General features: G+C 59.2%; 12 protein-coding genes and 1 tRNA gene. 6 read left to right on the plus strand and 7 right to left on the minus strand.

Annotated features, from left to right (window positions below; all coding sequences use genetic code 11):
* Nucleotides 1-60: 60 nt before the first annotated feature.
* The 7 genes from ACR0LF_RS05025 to ACR0LF_RS05055 all read right to left on the minus strand — a co-directional run bounded on the left by ACR0LF_RS05025 (nt 61) and on the right by ACR0LF_RS05055 (nt 10,582).
* Complete coding sequence (locus tag ACR0LF_RS05025; RefSeq protein WP_480575865.1) at nt 61-2,283, minus strand: geranylgeranyl reductase family protein; 2,223 nt, start codon at nt 2,281-2,283, stop codon at nt 61-63.
* Nucleotide 2,284: 1 nt separating this feature from the next.
* On the minus strand, nt 2,285-3,259 hold the full coding sequence (locus tag ACR0LF_RS05030; RefSeq protein WP_480575868.1) for a polyprenyl synthetase family protein: 975 nt from the start codon (nt 3,257-3,259) through the stop codon (nt 2,285-2,287).
* A complete protein-coding gene (locus ACR0LF_RS05035) occupies nt 3,252-3,707 on the minus strand; it encodes a hypothetical protein (RefSeq protein WP_480575871.1) in 456 nt (151 codons plus the stop codon). The genes ACR0LF_RS05030 and ACR0LF_RS05035 overlap by 8 nt, the downstream gene beginning before the upstream one ends.
* Before the next feature lie 30 nt (nt 3,708-3,737).
* On the minus strand, nt 3,738-5,135 hold the full coding sequence (locus tag ACR0LF_RS05040) for a S8 family peptidase (RefSeq protein WP_480575876.1): 1,398 nt from the start codon (nt 5,133-5,135) through the stop codon (nt 3,738-3,740).
* A 16-nt stretch (nt 5,136-5,151) separates the two neighbouring features.
* Entirely contained in the window at nt 5,152-9,381 is a 4,230-nt protein-coding gene (locus ACR0LF_RS05045; RefSeq protein WP_480575879.1) for a PKD domain-containing protein, read from the minus strand.
* Nucleotides 9,382-9,430: 49 nt separating this feature from the next.
* A complete protein-coding gene (locus ACR0LF_RS05050) occupies nt 9,431-9,994 on the minus strand; it encodes a hypothetical protein (RefSeq protein WP_480575881.1) in 564 nt (187 codons plus the stop codon).
* A 498-nt stretch (nt 9,995-10,492) separates the two neighbouring features.
* Nucleotides 10,493-10,582 (minus strand) — tRNA-Ser (locus tag ACR0LF_RS05055).
* Between the two features lie 201 nt (nt 10,583-10,783).
* Between ACR0LF_RS05055 and ACR0LF_RS05060 the strand changes: the two genes are divergently transcribed.
* The 6 genes from ACR0LF_RS05060 to ACR0LF_RS05085 are packed head-to-tail and all read left to right on the plus strand — an operon-like array spanning nt 10,784 to nt 16,622.
* Complete coding sequence (locus ACR0LF_RS05060; RefSeq protein WP_480575884.1) at nt 10,784-12,094, plus strand: SPOR domain-containing protein; 1,311 nt, start codon at nt 10,784-10,786, stop codon at nt 12,092-12,094.
* Between the two features lie 16 nt (nt 12,095-12,110).
* Nucleotides 12,111-13,277: a D-alanyl-D-alanine carboxypeptidase family protein gene (locus tag ACR0LF_RS05065; RefSeq protein ID WP_480575887.1), complete on the plus strand. Its 1,167-nt coding sequence runs from the start codon at nt 12,111-12,113 to the stop codon at nt 13,275-13,277.
* Nucleotides 13,274-13,900, plus strand: coding sequence for a dTMP kinase (tmk, locus tag ACR0LF_RS05070; protein ID WP_480575890.1), 627 nt, complete (start codon nt 13,274-13,276; stop codon nt 13,898-13,900). The genes ACR0LF_RS05065 and tmk overlap by 4 nt, the downstream gene beginning before the upstream one ends.
* 3 nt (nt 13,901-13,903) lie before the next feature.
* Entirely contained in the window at nt 13,904-15,025 is a 1,122-nt protein-coding gene (locus ACR0LF_RS05075) for a DNA polymerase III subunit delta' (protein ID WP_480575893.1), read from the plus strand.
* The gene (locus tag ACR0LF_RS05080) at nt 15,022-15,828 is read left to right on the plus strand and encodes a TatD family hydrolase (protein WP_480575896.1); all 807 of its coding nucleotides are present in this window, start codon (nt 15,022-15,024) and stop codon (nt 15,826-15,828) included. The genes ACR0LF_RS05075 and ACR0LF_RS05080 overlap by 4 nt, the downstream gene beginning before the upstream one ends.
* A complete protein-coding gene (locus ACR0LF_RS05085; protein WP_480575899.1) occupies nt 15,825-16,622 on the plus strand; it encodes an MBL fold metallo-hydrolase in 798 nt (265 codons plus the stop codon). The genes ACR0LF_RS05080 and ACR0LF_RS05085 overlap by 4 nt, the downstream gene beginning before the upstream one ends.
* The last annotated feature ends 8 nt before the right edge of the window (nt 16,623-16,630 follow it).

A 16,630-nucleotide genomic window follows, 5' to 3' on the forward strand; every position in this document is an offset into this window, starting at 1 on the left:
AAGCGCAGGTCTTTCTTTTTCAAAAGAGACGACCTGAGGCATCGCAATCGGAGGTCGCGTTCACAGCTCATGGCCGTTCGGGACGTATCGACTGACCGCATACCCAGCAAGGGCCGAAAGTGATTTGGCCACGCCACCACGCGGCAAGGGGTCAAGCGCCTCTTTTGCCTGATCGCTGTATGTTTCAGGCAACTCCCGCCGTTTGATATGGCCTGTGGCCTCGGAAATCTCCGACATGAACCTTGCCGGGTCCCGGTGCGTGATGAAAGCACGGGCCGCCGCCCCACCCCCGTGTTCCTGAGCCGCGATCAGAAGGGGTACCCCGAGCAGACCGCTCGAAAGGTCCGATGCAAAGGGCGTACTGCCCGGCGGGCGGTCAAGGGCAAGTTCCTCTTCGGTCAAAAGATACGCAAGGCCCAGGTTTTCCCCATAGCCACGAAGGGCCTGCAAAAGATCGTTTCTGCCTGCGAGTATCGCGCCGAGTTCGCAGGGCAAACGGAAAAATGCCGCCATGCACTTCCGCAATTGCGCGATACGGGTTTCAACGGCCAGATCGGGTTGCCATGCGGTCTGAAGCTCGGACACCCGCCCTTCACATGCCGAAGCCATGGTGCCCAGAATTGAAGAAACAAGGTCCGGACAGTCGCGGGCGCCAACTTCGTGGGCTTTTGCCAACAGGTAATCACCGGTGAGTATGCCCAGCTTGTCACCCCAATTGGCTTTGGTATCGGCTTCAACTCCGGTCGCCTGGATACCCCGGACGCCGCTTTGGGCAAGAAACCCCAAATAGGCCAGTTCCAGGGCCGTTGCTGCGGCGCGCCGTCTCTTTGGGTCGACGTCACCCAGATAGGACGTCAGCAAAAGCAACAGCGAAGGGCGAAACGCGATCATGTCAGCCCGTTTTCCCGCGAAAGACATGCGGGTCAGAAACGGCCAATCGGTTCGAACAATGCGATTGAGGCGCGCACCTACATCGCGCAGGTCGTCACCCAGTGGCATCTCGGGCACGCGGACAAGTGGCGAGACATCGTCCAGCATGGCGCTTTCTACATCTTCGCCCGTGCCTTCAGGCACCAAGACAGCACGGCGCAGCATGTTATGAACGGGTTTTTCGCTTTCAAACGTATCGTCTAACACGCGCCAGATGAACTCGTAACGGCGGCTTGCGCGGTTCCCGAGCGTGAAGTACCCCGCAAATCGATCGCCCAGCAAAAGCGCATAGTCATCCGCCGCCACCCAGGGGCCTGCACCGGTGCGAAGACATCGATCCGTGGTTTCTGCGGCAAGGGCACCGGATTCCAACGCAAAGCTGATCCCTTCCCCGGTAAACGGACTGATAAGACCGGCAGCGTCCCCAACCAGCAACAGGCCGGGGGTCGCGGCGCGTTCAGGTGCGAAATCAAACCTCAAGGGCGCGCCCAGCGTCGAGTCCGTCAACTGAATGCCCGAATACTCTGGATAGTCTTTGCGAAGCGTATCGAGAAACTGATCAAAAAGGTCCCGGACATTGGTGTCAAACGCCCGACAGAACAGTCCGACACCGACATTCGCCGTACCCTTTCCCGTTGGGAACACCCAGCCGTAGGACGGCAGCAAATAGCGGTCCGTAACATCGGTCAGCGGCAACATGATTTCCAGAAGCGGCGGGGTATCGCTGCACCCTTCGACATAGCCGCGAAGCGCGGTGCCATAGCCTTGCTCGGGCATTTCCCGCAACCCTGCAACTTTCGCCAATCGCGATGCAGCCCCGTCGGCAGCGATGACCATGTACCCGGTCAGTGCCAGGGCCGTGCCATCAAGCATCTGGGCACTGACGCCCGTGACTGTCCTGCTTTCATCCCGTATCAGATCCTCGGCCCGACACTTCGGCAGGAATGCCGCACCTTCTGCTCTGGCCTGACGCAAAAGGCAGTCGTCCAGCACCAGACGTGGAACAACCAACCCGTAATCGTCCGCGCCTTCATATCGAAAATCGCGATGACCCTTGTTGCGCATGTGAACGCGTACGCCCTCGACCATTTGCTGGTCGGTAAGCGCGGACAGAACGCCGAGGCGATTCAGCTGAGTAATGCCCGAGCGCGTGATACCGTCGCCACAGCTTTTGTCCCGTGGAAAATCTTCGCGATCGATCAGAATTACCTTTCGTCCGCACCGCGCCAGTTCGATGGCCGCGGCGCTGCCACCGGGACCTGCGCCAACAATAATTGCATCCCATTTTTCAGCCGCCGCTTCCGTGGGGGTCACAAGCGGCAGATCATCGGCAAGAGGCCCCGTTCCATCCATGTCAGGCCATCCTTTCGACCGATAGATGGGCGAGATTTGTAAGAGAGTCGCGCAAGACATGATCGCCAAATCCGGCGATGACCTCTGCCGCTGCCACTGATTTGTCGCGCGCCAGTTTTTCGGTGGCCTCAACAGCACCCGAGGTGCGAACAATGTCCACGGCGCGTACGATTTCCGCGTCCTGCATTTCGGCCAACCTCAAAAGCGCGCGCAATTCGTCGGCCCCCTTCCTGTTCTGACCGAGGCAGATCAGCACCGGCATGGTATAGGCACCTTCGCGCAAGTCTGAGGCAGAGCCCTTCCCCAATTCCGAGCTGCTTGCAATGTAGTCCAGAACATCGTCGCGCAATTGAAACGCAAGGCCCAGATGCTTGGAATACGCGATCAGCGCATCACGGTCCTGATCGCTCACACCGCCGATCATGGCCCCCAAGGATGCAGCGAGGACAAACAGTTCGGCTGTCTTGCCCTCGAGCATTTCCAGATGTTCTTCGATGGACCAGTCGGCGTTATAGGCGTTTTCCGCTTCGCGCAGCTGCCCGAGACACAGCGCGGCGCAGTGTTCGCCCGCCAGCTCGGCGGCTTTGGGGCTGATTGCGTCCAGCAAAGTTATTGCGCGGGCCAAAATGAAAGTTCCGGAAAAGCTGGCGATGGGCGAAGACCAGCGGTGGTTCACGCTTTCCGCGCCGCGCCGAAGCTCAGCCCGGTCCATCACGTCGTCATGGTATAGCGAGGCAACATGGATCATTTCGACTGCCGCTGCCGCCTGAATGGCCTGTTGCCGGGTTGCTTCGTCGACAACGCTCCGCGCCGTAAGCAACAGAAGAATGGGCCGCAGCCGCTTCCCGCCAGCGCCAATAAGCCAGCGGGATATTTCCTGGAATCTGGGCTGGTCCGAGGCGACCGCCTCCAACATGGACGCTTCGACATGGGGTATCGTTGCCCGGACCTGTTGGTCTTTCAACCAGTCAGACATCCGCAATCTTGCGGAATTGCGTCAGTGTCTTCTGCAAACGCTTCGACTTGAGGGCAGCTTCGGAGTTCTTGATGAAGCTGTCATAGCCTTCGTGTAATGCCTCGGAATCAGCGCGAACGACGATCTCGCCTCGATGGAAAGCATCAAGAACAGTCATTTTACCTTCCGAGATTGCCACCAGAGCTTCGGGAGAGATCGCGCCGACGCCACGGCCCTTTCCTTTTTGCTTGGCGTTCGGGTTGATGTGAACCTCGCCACTCATGACCGAAATTTCGACCGAGCCCATGCCAAAGACACCGACCGTAGCGCTGGCGCCGTCATACTGCTTGACCAGTTCGGCATACTCCTTCTTGGCATCGGCCTTGAACCCCGCCAGAGCGTCTTCGGCCAGCTTTTCGACCGCCTTGGCACCTTCTTCCGGCTGCATCCGCTGTTTATAGTCTGCCACGTTCGTATCCTCCGTTCTAAAATTTCCAAGTCAGACCGAGCCGACAGCCGCGCGGGCATCCACCCGTCCGGCGCCTTGTTGCGTGACCGGTGCGCCAATATCGACGGCGGTCGCCATAAGCACCGCTTTGATGTCGGCCGGCAGCAGCGTGGAATTTTGTTGCAACATCAGCGCTGCAACCCCGGCGACATGGGGGCAGGCCATCGAGGTGCCGCTCGCTTCAAGATGAAGCGGATCGATCACAGTTGCGCCGCCGTTCATGTCATTGCCAGTGGACGAGCGAGACGCAATGATATCCACCCCGGGGGCTGTGACGTCCGGCTTGTCGCGCCCATCGGGCGTCGGACCGGGGCTGGAGAATCCGGCCATGTTGTCGCTGTCGTCGCTTGCGCCAACGGTGATCACGGTCCGTGCAATGCCCGGGCAGCGAATGCGCGTGTCATAGGTACCGCAACTGTCATTGCCCTCGTTTCCGGCGGCCACAACAAAGGTCACCCCGGCAGCCGACGCCGCGTCGGCGGCAACACACAGAACACATGTTCCGTCCGGGTCGACCCAATTGCCGTTTCGATGCGAGAAGCCCCAGGAGTTTGACAGCACATCCATCCCGTCCGCGACAGCCTGCTGGATTGCCGACACGCAGTTGGGGGCGTTGCCACTGCCGAATTGATTCAGGAGTTTGTAATCGTGGATGATTGCACCTGTGGCGACGCCTCGAAAAGTCCCGCCGTTGCTGGCAACGACACCCGCGCAATGCGTCCCGTGCCCGTTCAGATCACCCAGTCCCTCTCCGGTAAAGTCCTGTTGGGTGCCGAAATTCCCAGCAAGTTCAGGGTGCGTCTGGTCCACGCCCGTGTCCAGAACCGCGACATCCACTTCGGCACCGGTGATCCCGCCGGCCTCAACCGCGTCGGCATTTATCAGCGGGCGGCTGTTATCCAGATCAACCAGAATTTGTTCCTTGCAATGCGCCATCTTCAGGACATCTGCGCGCCCTGCGATATCCGTCAGGCACTGGTCATCGGCCCATACAACAAGGCTGTGGTTCAACCAAAACGTCTGCTCGACCTCGATGTTTCGCTCTTCCAAACTCTTGGCAATCTTACCCACCACATCCTCGCCATAGCGGCGATGCCGCATGATCATACGGCGGCGCTGACGCCGGTCGAACGCGCTTGGCGCACGATCAGGTGAAGTCCTGCCGCTGCGCAGCAAGACCAGCACACGATGCCGGGGAAGCTGGGCGGTTTCTGTATGGCCAAGCAGGTCATTCAAGCGTGCCTCCTTTCGGTTTGCCATGAGGTCGCGCAAGAGAATGCTGTCCATTTTGGAGATGGACTCGCTGCCAAACTCGCTGCGAAGCTCTTCGATTTCACGACGCTCCGCACGTTCGAAGCGATCAACGTGATCCCGGCTTAACTCGGACATTTTGTGCTCCTTTGGATCATGGTTTTACTGGGTTTTCAGGAATGGCCTGACGCTCGGTCGAATGGGTGATCATCACCACCGAGGCGTCATTGGCGATCGTCGCAATGGCTCCGGGCGAAAGTTCAACCGCGATGCTGTCGATCAGCCAGAGTTCGGAAACACCCGTGCCGCCCAGGTTTTCAAGCGTGTCGACCAGAGATCGCGTACGTCGACGGAAGTGGTCCTCCCGCGCTTTCGTTTCGGCACGCCGGAACGCAGGTGCGTTGCCGCCCGTTTCCGGGGCCAGGCGCAAAATAACTTGCAATGACTCCTGATCATCGCTTTCTCTTACGGCCTTGGCCAATTCGGATTGAAGCTGCCTATCCAGCTTGCCCCACGCCGTCTCGGACAGGCCGAAAGGATGGGGGCTGTTGGTTCCTGTCACGGTTCGGTCCTCCTCGGTGGTTGCCGCAGAGAACATAGCCGGTGCAACGGCAACGTCGAAACGCGGGTTCACGACAATACCGGGCCCGGGCACAGGTTCAGCCGAAGGCGTGCTGTGCGGCTGTTCCGGCCGGAAACAAAATTCGATCAGCGCACCTTCCTGTGCCTGCATGACAAGGGTCACTATGCCGCTCGCCTGAACCTCAATGACCTGCACGCCCTGCTGCTGGGTTCCAGACTGCGAGGCTAAAACATTGCCGGCCGCATCCAGCGCGACAACCGTGATGGGTTTGCCGCCGCCGAAGCTCACCGTGAGGCGCACCCAATTGGCTGCAACCGGCAGATGAGCAAAGACACCGGCAATCGGAAGCATCAGTTTGGGCATGCCATGCGGCTGGAAACTGCCAAAAATCTGCAGCAGGCTGCCTTTGGCCGGCAGGAACCGGACACCGCCGACATTCAACACCGGGTGCCGAGATGGCACTTTCTGGCCTTCAAAATCGATGCAGCGTTCGCGAGGAGGAATTTCCGGATCAGATTCCGGCTCTTCCGGGCAATGCGGCTGAATGGCGATGAACGCGCAATCATCAATGTAGCCAGTCACATCGTTGCGTGGATCGTCACCGGCAAACTCCAGAAACACCGTCACGACCTCGGCTTCCGCCGTCACACGGCCGCGTAGTTGTCGCCAAGCGCCATCCAGATCGCCAGTCCACCACTCGACCCAAGGTGCGCGCGGGTCATCACCGCCGCGCGGGTCCAGCCCGAGCGCATAACCTCCGGCACTGATGGCTTCTTTTGCGAACCAACATGAAAACTCATAATCCCATCCCGGGTTTGCGCCCAGCGATTGCCAGATGCCGACGCGCAGGCCGCGTTGCGCGATGACCCGTTGTGACCGATCACCGGTGCGCACAACGCAACCTTCGCAATCAAAGGCATTCGCAGGGATTGGTGCCAATTGCGGGACAGGGTTGCCTTTACCTGTGTGAAAGGCAGCAAGGTCTGTCAGCCAGGCATATGGCGTCCAGAAACGGCCGACATTCCCCGCTGGCAGCGAACGGAAACCATCTTCGAACCCTGGGTTCAGCAAATGTACGACGCGGACAGTCAGGTCGTCCTGACCAAAGTCGCCGTCGTCATCCATGACCGTACAGATGGCCCGGAAGTCTCCGCATTTGTCATAGGTATGAGAGGCGGTCGCCGTGCCCTCGGCCTCTGGCGGTTCATTTGTTTGTTCGATCAGCGCTGTCTGGGGCTCGCTGCAATCGCCAAAGTCCCACTTGGCTGTATGTGTGTCGCACCAGCCGGGATCCCGGAAATCAGCGACCAGCGTGATCGGTGTGCACATATAGGCATACAGATCCGGGCCTGCTTCGACTTCGGGTGGAACGTTGGTGACGGTCACCTGCAAGGTATCGACAGCCTCGCCCCCATTGACGTCACGAATCCGCACGGTGACGGTGTATTCGCCATTGTCGCACCAGGCGTGGGTCACGGTCGACGTGCCCGTCGCCGCGGGAGGCGTGTTCGTTTCTGAAATCACCCCCGGTTTCGGCGCGTGGTGATCACCGAAATACCACATGGATTCGTGCGTGTCGGGGTATTCGACGTCGCGGAACCGCGCAACCAGAGTAACCTCTTCCCCCTCTTGCACCGTAAGATCGGGTCCGGCGTCCACAGTCGGCGGCACGTTTTCGACCGTTACGAGCGAGAAGCTGCGACTGCGTGCGCCCCCCGGCTGGTTGATCGTCAGCGCGTGTTTGGCAGTGTAAACACCACTGGCCGCATAGATATGCTGGATCGAAGGCAAGACGGCGGCTGGGGTTCCGTCACCCGGCAGCCATTCGTAACCCGCGTCAGGATGTTCGTTCACGGCCGAAAGCGCCATTGACGATGCCGCAGCACCCGACCGCGCACCACCCGAGTCTGCTGGAACCACGGCAGTGTCTTCACAACTGCTGATGACCGTGAAATCCCCGGCGATTTCAAGACCGTCCGTATCGATGATGATCGGATCAAAGAAAACCGCTTCGACCCGTCCGATCCGGGCCAGATTCTCGGGCCAGCCGGTGATACCCGTAACCGTATTCGTCACCTCATCAGACAGGATTTCGCTGCCCATATTCTCGGCAATGCCACGCACGACAAGCGCCACGATCACAACAACCAATGCGCCCAAAATCCCGAAAGCGCCGAAGGACAGCACAGCCGCGATGGCTGTCAGCACCCAGAGCAGAACGGATTCTTCCGGATCAACATCGCTGTCGATTTCAAAATGATCCATGTTTTGCCCACCGGTTGAGTTCAGCGCGCCATTCGGTTGCCAACGCAGACCGACATCGTTGAAAAAGTCGGCGTCCACATCGATACTGCCCAGAATCGCGTCCACCACGGTCACTTTGCCCGATATTCGGATCGCCCCTGCCCTCAGGCCGACATCCAGATCGGTCAGCCGGACTTCGCGTCCGTCAGGGGTAAACGTCACCGGAAGGTCCTCATCCGACAACCCGGCCTCATCGCGCGCGTCTTCGATGGATGCGTCGACCTGGGCCGCGCTGATGGCAATTGCAAAGTCGCGGTCGGCCGGGATGAAATTGGCCAGCGCCCCTACATCGCCAGCGCCATTGTCGTTCAAGGCAATCGCAAGGAACTCATTTGTGACGCCAATGGTGATGCTGTCGACCTGAAACTCTTCGTCGGTTGCCTCCGGCCCCCAGATGTACACAAAATCGCGGGCTTCGAGATCTTCGTGGAAAAAGTCACCAATGAAGGCTTCAATCTCTGCCACTGTCGGGGCGGCGATCGCAATCTCACCCAGGCCACTGGCCAAATCCTGACCACGCGACTGCAGCTCATTGGAAATCTGTGCATCCAGGTCAATGGGGATGAAAGGGATCGCCGCAAGCTGATCGCGATTGTTGACGTAATTGGCACCCTCGGGCCCATATTCCGGACCGGCGGGATTGATTGCGTCCACGGAAACGGTCGCCGCATTCAGGTCCGCGCGAAACTCTGACCCAACCCGGCTGAAAGGTGTGGTGATGTTGATCCGGGTTTCAATCCCCATCGGGTCCTGAGGGTCAAAGAACAGCTGAACCGTCGAGCCAACAATAATGTTGAACATCCGCAGATAGATCGGCAGCGATATCGTTATGTCACCGCCGGAAATGGTCGTTACAATATCGTGCGTCGGGTCGGAGTCATCGTTGAAAATCTCAACGTGAACATCGGTGGTCAATGCCCCCAGGGCAAAGGATAAATCGGTCTCGTCGATGACATGGGGAATGGAGGGATAGGCCGGATCAATCGGCCCGCCGGGACCACCGTTTTCATACGCCTTGTCCACGAATTCGCCCGCGAACAGTTCGATATTGCTGGCAATCGGGTCGCCGCTTGTCAGCGTGGCGGTAACCTGATTGCGCGGCAGGCCGTCCAACAGCCAGCCAACATCCTGACGCCCCGGGATCAGACCAATCGGCGCAGCGGCACTCAGGTCGGCTGTCATCGTCAGCATTTGCGCAGAAGGAACGGGCGGGTTCTCAATCTCGATCTGGATCAGGACACCCAGCTGTATTTCGGCTCCGGTGATGTCCGGGCGCAAGCTGGCGTCCAACTGGTCCTCGGGGATCTGAACCGATCCGTCGGCGACAACGTACCCGCCAAAACTCTCGCCTGCGGGAATGTCCATGAATTCCGGAATACGCCCCTCATCACCGGGGTCGTCGTCGCACTCTGCGGATTTCCAAGCACCCCGAATGACTTTGCGCAGGACCTCTTCCGAGGCTTCGACGACAACTTCAAATCCTCTGGTATTTGCCATCCTGACGTCCTCGGTCTATCGGCGCGGGTGGAACAGCGCCCGGGTGTCTTCAAGCAGCGCCGGAGACAACGGCGCGGGGGGTGATATTTGCAAGCCTCCGTTTTCCGGATCGCACGGCGTGATAGAGCGCCTCGGGCGCGAAACGCGGCACCGTGGCATCCAGTTGCCTATAGGCAAGCAACGGAGAAATGATCTTGTGGGTCGAGCCCAACACTTCCAGCGGGTCTTTTATTTTTTCTGTGCCAATCAGACCTGGATCCATCTTCACGAGGGCTTTGCCCTTGGTCTTCACGCGAGTTTGACGGGCAATTTTCGAAGCCGACACCCGCGTCATTTTAATTTTGGAAGTGGAAACGCGTGCTGCACGAATGGGTATCGACAAGGGCGACAGATCGGGGCGTTTTGAAATGCCCTCGTCCAGTTTCAGCTCGTCGAAAAGCACCACCGAAAGGTCATGTTGTTGTCCGGGATCAAACTCATGCCCCGCCGCCGCGAAGATCTTTTTTCGCAAGCCTTGGCGTTCAACGATTTGCTTCTTTGAAAACCGCGCCCGATCCTCCAACTCAAGCCGACCTGCAAGGTCCAGGTCAAAGCCGAGTTCCTCAAGCGCCAATATCGGATTTATCAGCGCAGCACGAGCAAGCTCTGGTGTGACGTTCAAACGCGCAGCAATATCATGCACTGCTGCCTGAACGTCCTGAAACGTAGCCATAGCAGCCTTCCGTTTACGACTAATACGTAACTCAGAACCGTCTGGATACTAACAAAAAGAGTATTTGGGAGTCTTGCTTCATACTATGGTTGCTAGGCGATTCAGTCAATGAGCCGAGCGTGTCGACAAGCCAATTCGAGCCGATATCGATAGGCCAGAAAACCTGTCCTTTACGCATTGCCAATATCTCTTCCAACACTTCAATTTCATGCCAAAGGTCGCCGCGATTACTGGCAAAACTCTTTCAGTGAACCAGACGCGCAGGATCAAACAAGGCCAAAAACAAATGTCTGCTGAGGCAGCGACCCAGTGAATTCCGAGTTGAAAATAATCCCGGAAAACGCACAGATCAGCCTGGTCGGAGCGTAACCTGTGGTCGAAATCGTCTTCTCAGGCTGGTGGCGGGGAGACAGGGATTCGAACCCTGGGGACGCTCTCACGCCCAACGGTTTTCAAGACCGCCGCATTCGACCACTCTGCCACCTCCCCGTCGAAGGCAGGGTCTAAGGCCAAGTTCAGGCAGAGGCAAGTCGAAATCGGGAAATCTTGCCGAAGCCTGTGCAGCGGTCTTTCCATGACACTTCAGCCACGTTATGATCTGCAGGAAAGACCGTAACAGGCTGGCATACAGAACCAGCAAACCGGCAGCGGGGTTTGTGAAAGAAACCCCTTCAGGCAAGGGATAAGCAGATGAAGCGAGCGATCGAGACACGCCCGGGGCCGAAACGGCTGGCGTATCTGGCGTTGACTTTAACGATATTGGCTGGATGCGAAGAAGCTTTCTTGACGTCCGAGACGGCTGAGAAGCCTGACGACAATTCGGGGAAAACGGAACTCTTGCCCGAAGTGTCCAGCGGCTCGCAACGCGACGTCGAATCTCCTGATGTCTTTCAGGTCACCGAAGCCGGATTGTGGGATGGTCGGCCATCCCTTGGCGGGATCTGGGTTGCGCACCCGGATGTGTCCCAGCCCGAGCGGGTCGTTATCCGGAACACGTCCAACAACAAATCCGTGACGGGTGCCTTGTTCCGTCGCCAGCGCGACCTGCCCGGCCCTGCGCTTCAGGTCTCGTCCGCTGCGGCACAAGAGCTTGGGTTGCTCGCAGGTGCCCCGACCAAGATCAGTGTTGTCGCTTTACGGCGCGAAAAGATCGAGGAAGCGCCGCAAGAGGAGACCACTGAGGTCGAAGAAGCCGCAGAGGAAACCGCCGTCGCCGCGGCTGATGGCACTGCTGATGTTCAGGCTGCAAGTGATCCCGAGAAGCCTGCCAAACGGAAGTGGTGGCAGAAGAAAGAGCCTGCCGCAGCGGCGGCTGGCACGGCTACGGTTGCCACAGCGGCCGCAAGTTCTGACGACGATGCGGTCGAAAGCGCAGAAACCGCCAGTGATACTGCCGAGGCCACAGCGTCAGAGGATGAACAGGCCGAAGCCCCTGCTGAAAAACCGGCCAAGCGGAAGTGGTGGCAAAAGAAAGAACCCGCTGCCGCCGCTGCCGCCGCAGGAACTGCGGTGGCTGTAGCCGACACAGCGACAGACAGTGCCGAGCTAGCCGCCGAAGCTGCGGCGGCTGTGGCCTCTCCGGGTCTGTCGGATGCTCCGGTCGAAGCACCTGCGGAAAAGCCTGCCAAACGGAAATGGTGGCAAAAGAAAGATCCCGCAGAGATCACCGAAACGCCGCTGGACCCGATCGAAGGTGCCGCTGCCGCAATCGATGCGACCGAGGCCACACCCGCAGCCGCAGCGGCGACCACAACAGCAGCGACCTCTCTGAGCAAACCATTTGTTCAGATCGGAACCTTCAGCGTCGAGGCAAATGCCAACTCTGCCGCGCAAAAAGTACGCCGCAATGGTATGCCGACAGTTGTTCGGGAACTGAAAACCGCGAATAATACCGTCTGGCGGGTGCTGGTTGGCCCTGCCGCAACCCGGGCCGAACGCAAAGCCATTCAGAGGGACGTGAAAGACCTTGGCTTCAAAGACGCGTTCACCGTATCCGACTGATTCAGGGAGGCGCAGAATGCTATCCTCATTGCGAACATCCGTGCTGGCCATCGGAATTGCCGTGATGGCAATTCCGGCCTACGCCTTTGATACATCCGCCCGCGCGGCCTATGTGATCGATCAGACTACTGGCACTGTGCTGCTTTCCAAAGAGCCCGACCAACCCCTGCCCCCGGCGTCGATGTCCAAGCTCATGACGCTGTACGTCGCGTTCGAAGCGCTGCGGGACGGGCGTTTGACACTGAACGAAACCCTGCCCGTGTCGGAACATGCGATGAGCTATGGCGGTTCCACCATGTTCCTGAACACCCAGGACCGGGTCAGTGTCGAAGACTTGCTGCGCGGTATAATCGTCCTGTCCGGCAATGACGCCTGCGTTGTCATCGCCGAGGCGCTCAGCCCCGACGGGACAGAAGCTGGGTTTGCGCGTTACATGACCCAGCGCGCCAAGCAGATGGGCATGAACAACTCAAACTTCGCGAACTCAAATGGCTGGCCTGCAGCCGGGCATATGATGTCGGTGCATGACCTGGCCGTACTTGCGGATCGGTTGATCACCGACTTCCCGGAATACTACCCCCTCTTTGCCGAGGAGGTGTTTGAATTCGATGGTCGCGCGCCATCGAACGCCCGCAACCGCAACCCGCTGCTGCGGCTGGATATCGGCGCGGATGGCTTGAAAACCGGCCACACGCAAGAGGCAGGCTATGGCCTCGTCGGCTCTGCCAAACAGGGTGACCGGCGTGTGATCTTTGTTTTGACGGGACTGGACAGCACCGGTCAGCGAGCAGAGGAGGCTGAGGCCGTGGTTAACTGGTCGTTTCGAAATTTTGTCGAGAGGACAGTTGCCAACTCGGAAACGCCGATAGCCGAAGCCCAACTTTGGATGGGCGAGAAAAAGACCGTGGGCCTTGTGCCCGAAGGCGATCTGAACGTCCTGTTCCCAGTCTTGGGTACGCAGAATGTCGAGGCAGAGGTGGTCTATGAAGGCCCCATCAACGCTCCGGTCAAGAAAGGTCAGCAACTGGCCGAACTGGTGATCAAACCCGAAGGGCTACCGGAAATCCGACGTCCGCTGGTGGCGGCCGAAGATGTGCCGATTGGTGGATTTGTCGTGCGTATGCTGACTGTAGGCGGCATTGTTCTGAAAGACGTGATCAACAACCCACTGGAATCGATGTGACGAAAGCGGGGTTATTTCTGACCTTCGAAGGCATTGACGGATCAGGCAAGTCTACACAAGCGCGAATGCTGGCGGATCACCTGCGCGCGCAAGGTCATGAGGTCGTGCTGACGCGCGAACCCGGCGGCTCTCGGGGGGCTGAGGAAATTCGCAGCCTCGTTCTGGAGGGCGACCCGGACCGCTGGTCAGCCGAAACCGAGATCCTGTTGTTCACTGCAGCCCGCCGTGACCATTTGGAGCGCACCATCGAACCTGCGCTGGCGGCGGGGAATGTGGTGATCTGCGACCGTTTCGCCGACAGCACGCGCATGTATCAGGGCCTGTCGCGCGGCGATCTGCGCAGCCTCGTGGATCAATTGCACAGCCTGATGATCGGTCGCGAACCGGACATGACGCTGCTGATCGATATGGACCCCGAAACGGGTCTTTCGCGCGCCAAAGGACGGCAAGGCACGGAAGAGCGGTTCGAAGATTTCGGCCCCGATTTGCAAAAGAAAATGCGCGCGGGCTTTCTGGCGCTGGCCGATGAGTTCACAGACCGGTTTCGCATCGTCGATGGCAACAGAGACATGGACAGCGTTGCGCAGGATGTGACAGAAATCGTTCAGGCAGTTTTGCGGTAAACGATGAGCGACGATATCCCCTCTCCGGATCAGGTGCCGGGTGCACCGCATCCGCGTGAGACCGCGCGGCTTTTTGGTCAGGATGCAGCCGAACAAGCATTCTTGACAGCCTACAATTCGGACAGGCTGCATCACGGCTGGCTGCTGACCGGGCCGCGCGGCGTTGGCAAGGCGACACTGGCTTGGCGGATTGCGCGATTTCTGCTGGCAACGCCTCCTGCAGACGACGGCGGGTTGTTCGGCGCACCACCTCCGCCTGAGACGCTCGAGATTGATCCCGAGCATCCGGTATCACACCGCATTCAGGCCGGGGCAGAACCGGGTTTGGCGGCGATAACCCGGTCGCTGAATGATCAAGGTCGGCTGCGGGGCGAGATTGTCGTGGACGATATCCGCAAGCTCGGGAAGTTCTTTGGTCTGTCTTCTGCTGACGGCGGTCGCCGCGTTGTGATTGTGGATTCGGCGGATGAAATGAATGTCAGCGCCGCCAACGCCCTGTTGAAAATGCTCGAGGAGCCTCCGGCACGCACCACACTGCTGTTGGTGTCTCATCAACCCTCGCGCTTGCTGCCCACGATCCGCTCTCGATGCCGAACACTGCGGCTTGGCCCACTGGGTCCTGAAGACATGCAAGCCGCACTGTCGCAAACCGGCACAGACACCCCTGCCCAGACCGAAAATCTCGCCGCATTGGCTGCGGGCTCGGTGGGTGATGCCGTGCGCCTAATCAATCTGGGCGGGCTTGAAATCTATGCTGAACTGATTGCCATTCTGGGCACCCTGCCCCGTATGGACCGGCAACGCGCGCTGGCACTGGCCGAGGCCGCAGCCCAGCGCGGTGCCGCCGAGCGGTTCGAGCTGTTGCTGACACTGATCGACGTCGCTTTGTCTCGGCTGGCCCTGACCGGGGCAACCGGTGCACCGCTGGTTCCGGAAGCAGCACCAAACGAAGGTGAAACGCTGTCGCGCCTCTCCGCTTCTCCGGATCAAGCCCGTCGCTGGGCCGAGGTTGCCGCGACAATCACCGCCCGCGCACGACATGGTCAGGCGGTGAACCTTGACCCTGCCGCTCTGGTCCTAGATACGGTGTTCAAGATACAGGAAACCGCCGGTCAGAACAGATGAGCGACACCCCCCAGATTACTGACAGCCATTGCCATCTGGACTTCCCGGATTTTGACGGCCAGTTGGACGAGATTGTTGCGCGCGCCGCCGAGGCTGGCGTGACCCGAATGGTGACGATTTGCACCAAACTGCGCAACGAACCCGGCATTCGCGCAATCGCCGAAGCTCATGCGCCGATCTTCTATGCAGCCGGCACGCATCCGATGAGTGCAGCGGACGAGCCGATGGCCTCGGTCGATGAGTTGGTCGCCCTGACGCAGCACCCGAAATTCGTGGGTATAGGAGAAACGGGCCTCGACTATCACTATACAGCCGACAGTGCGGAGGTGCAGAAACAGTCTCTGCGCATCCATATCGAAGCGGCCCAGCGCACCGGGTTGCCCTTGATCATTCACGCCCGTGCGGCGGATGATGATATGGCCCGCATTCTGGCGGAAGAATACAGCAACGCGCCGTATTCCTGCGTGATGCACTGTTTCTCATCCTCTGCGGAATTGGCCAAAGCCGCGCTGGACCTGGGGTTCTACCTGTCCATGTCCGGCATCGCGGCCTTCCCCAAAAGTCAGGAGCTGCGCGATATCTTCGCAAGCGCCCCAGTGGATCGGATTCTGGTGGAAACCGACGCACCTTATCTGGCGCCGCCGCCCTATCGAGGCAAACGCAACGAACCGGCCTATACCGCACATACAGCGCGCAAAGGGGCCGAAGTCTTCGGTATGGAATACGCCGCTTTTGCCGCTCAGACTCAGGCAAATTTCGACCGCCTGTTCACAAAGGCAGCCCTGTACAAGGCCGCTGCATGACTGAGTTGCGATTTACAATTCTGGGCTGCGGTTCCTCGGGCGGCGTGCCGCGGTTGGGCGGTCACTGGGGTGATTGCGATCCTACCAATCCAAAGAACATCCGCCGACGCTGTTCGATGTTGGTTGAACGCGACGGGCCGGATGGAACGACCTCGGTTCTGATCGACACCACGCCGGATATGCGCAGCCAATTGCTGGACACGGGCACCGGGCGGCTGGACGGGGTGGTTTATACGCATTCCCACGCAGATCACGTGCACGGAATTGACGATCTGCGTATGATTGTGTTCAACATGAAAACCCGAGTGCCTATCTGGGCTGATGGCGACACACAGAACGCCCTGCTGGCACGTTTTGGATATGCGTTCGTTCAGCCCGAGGGCTCTCCCTATCCGCCGATCCTCGAACTGAAATCCATCGACGGCCCCTTTGAAATCGACGGTCCGGGTGGCCCCATCCCGTTTCGACCGTTCAAAGTAAATCACGGTTCGATCGATTCCCTCGGATTCCGCATGGGGCAGCTCGCCTATCTGCCGGATGTCGCCGAGATTTACGACGATGCCTGGCCCGAGATGGAGGGGCTGGACTGTCTGGTCATCGACGCCCTGCGCCGCAAACCGCATCCAACGCACGCGCATCTGGAAAGGACGCTGGGCTGGATCGAACAGCTGCAACCAAAGCGCGCGGTTCTGACCAACATGCATATCGATCTCGACTATGCGACCGTTGATGCAGAAACACCCGATCACATCACCCCCGCCTTTGACGGGATGGTGATCCATCAGGCGCACTAGGCCCCTGC

Source organism: Ruegeria sp. E8 (assembly GCF_056533985.1).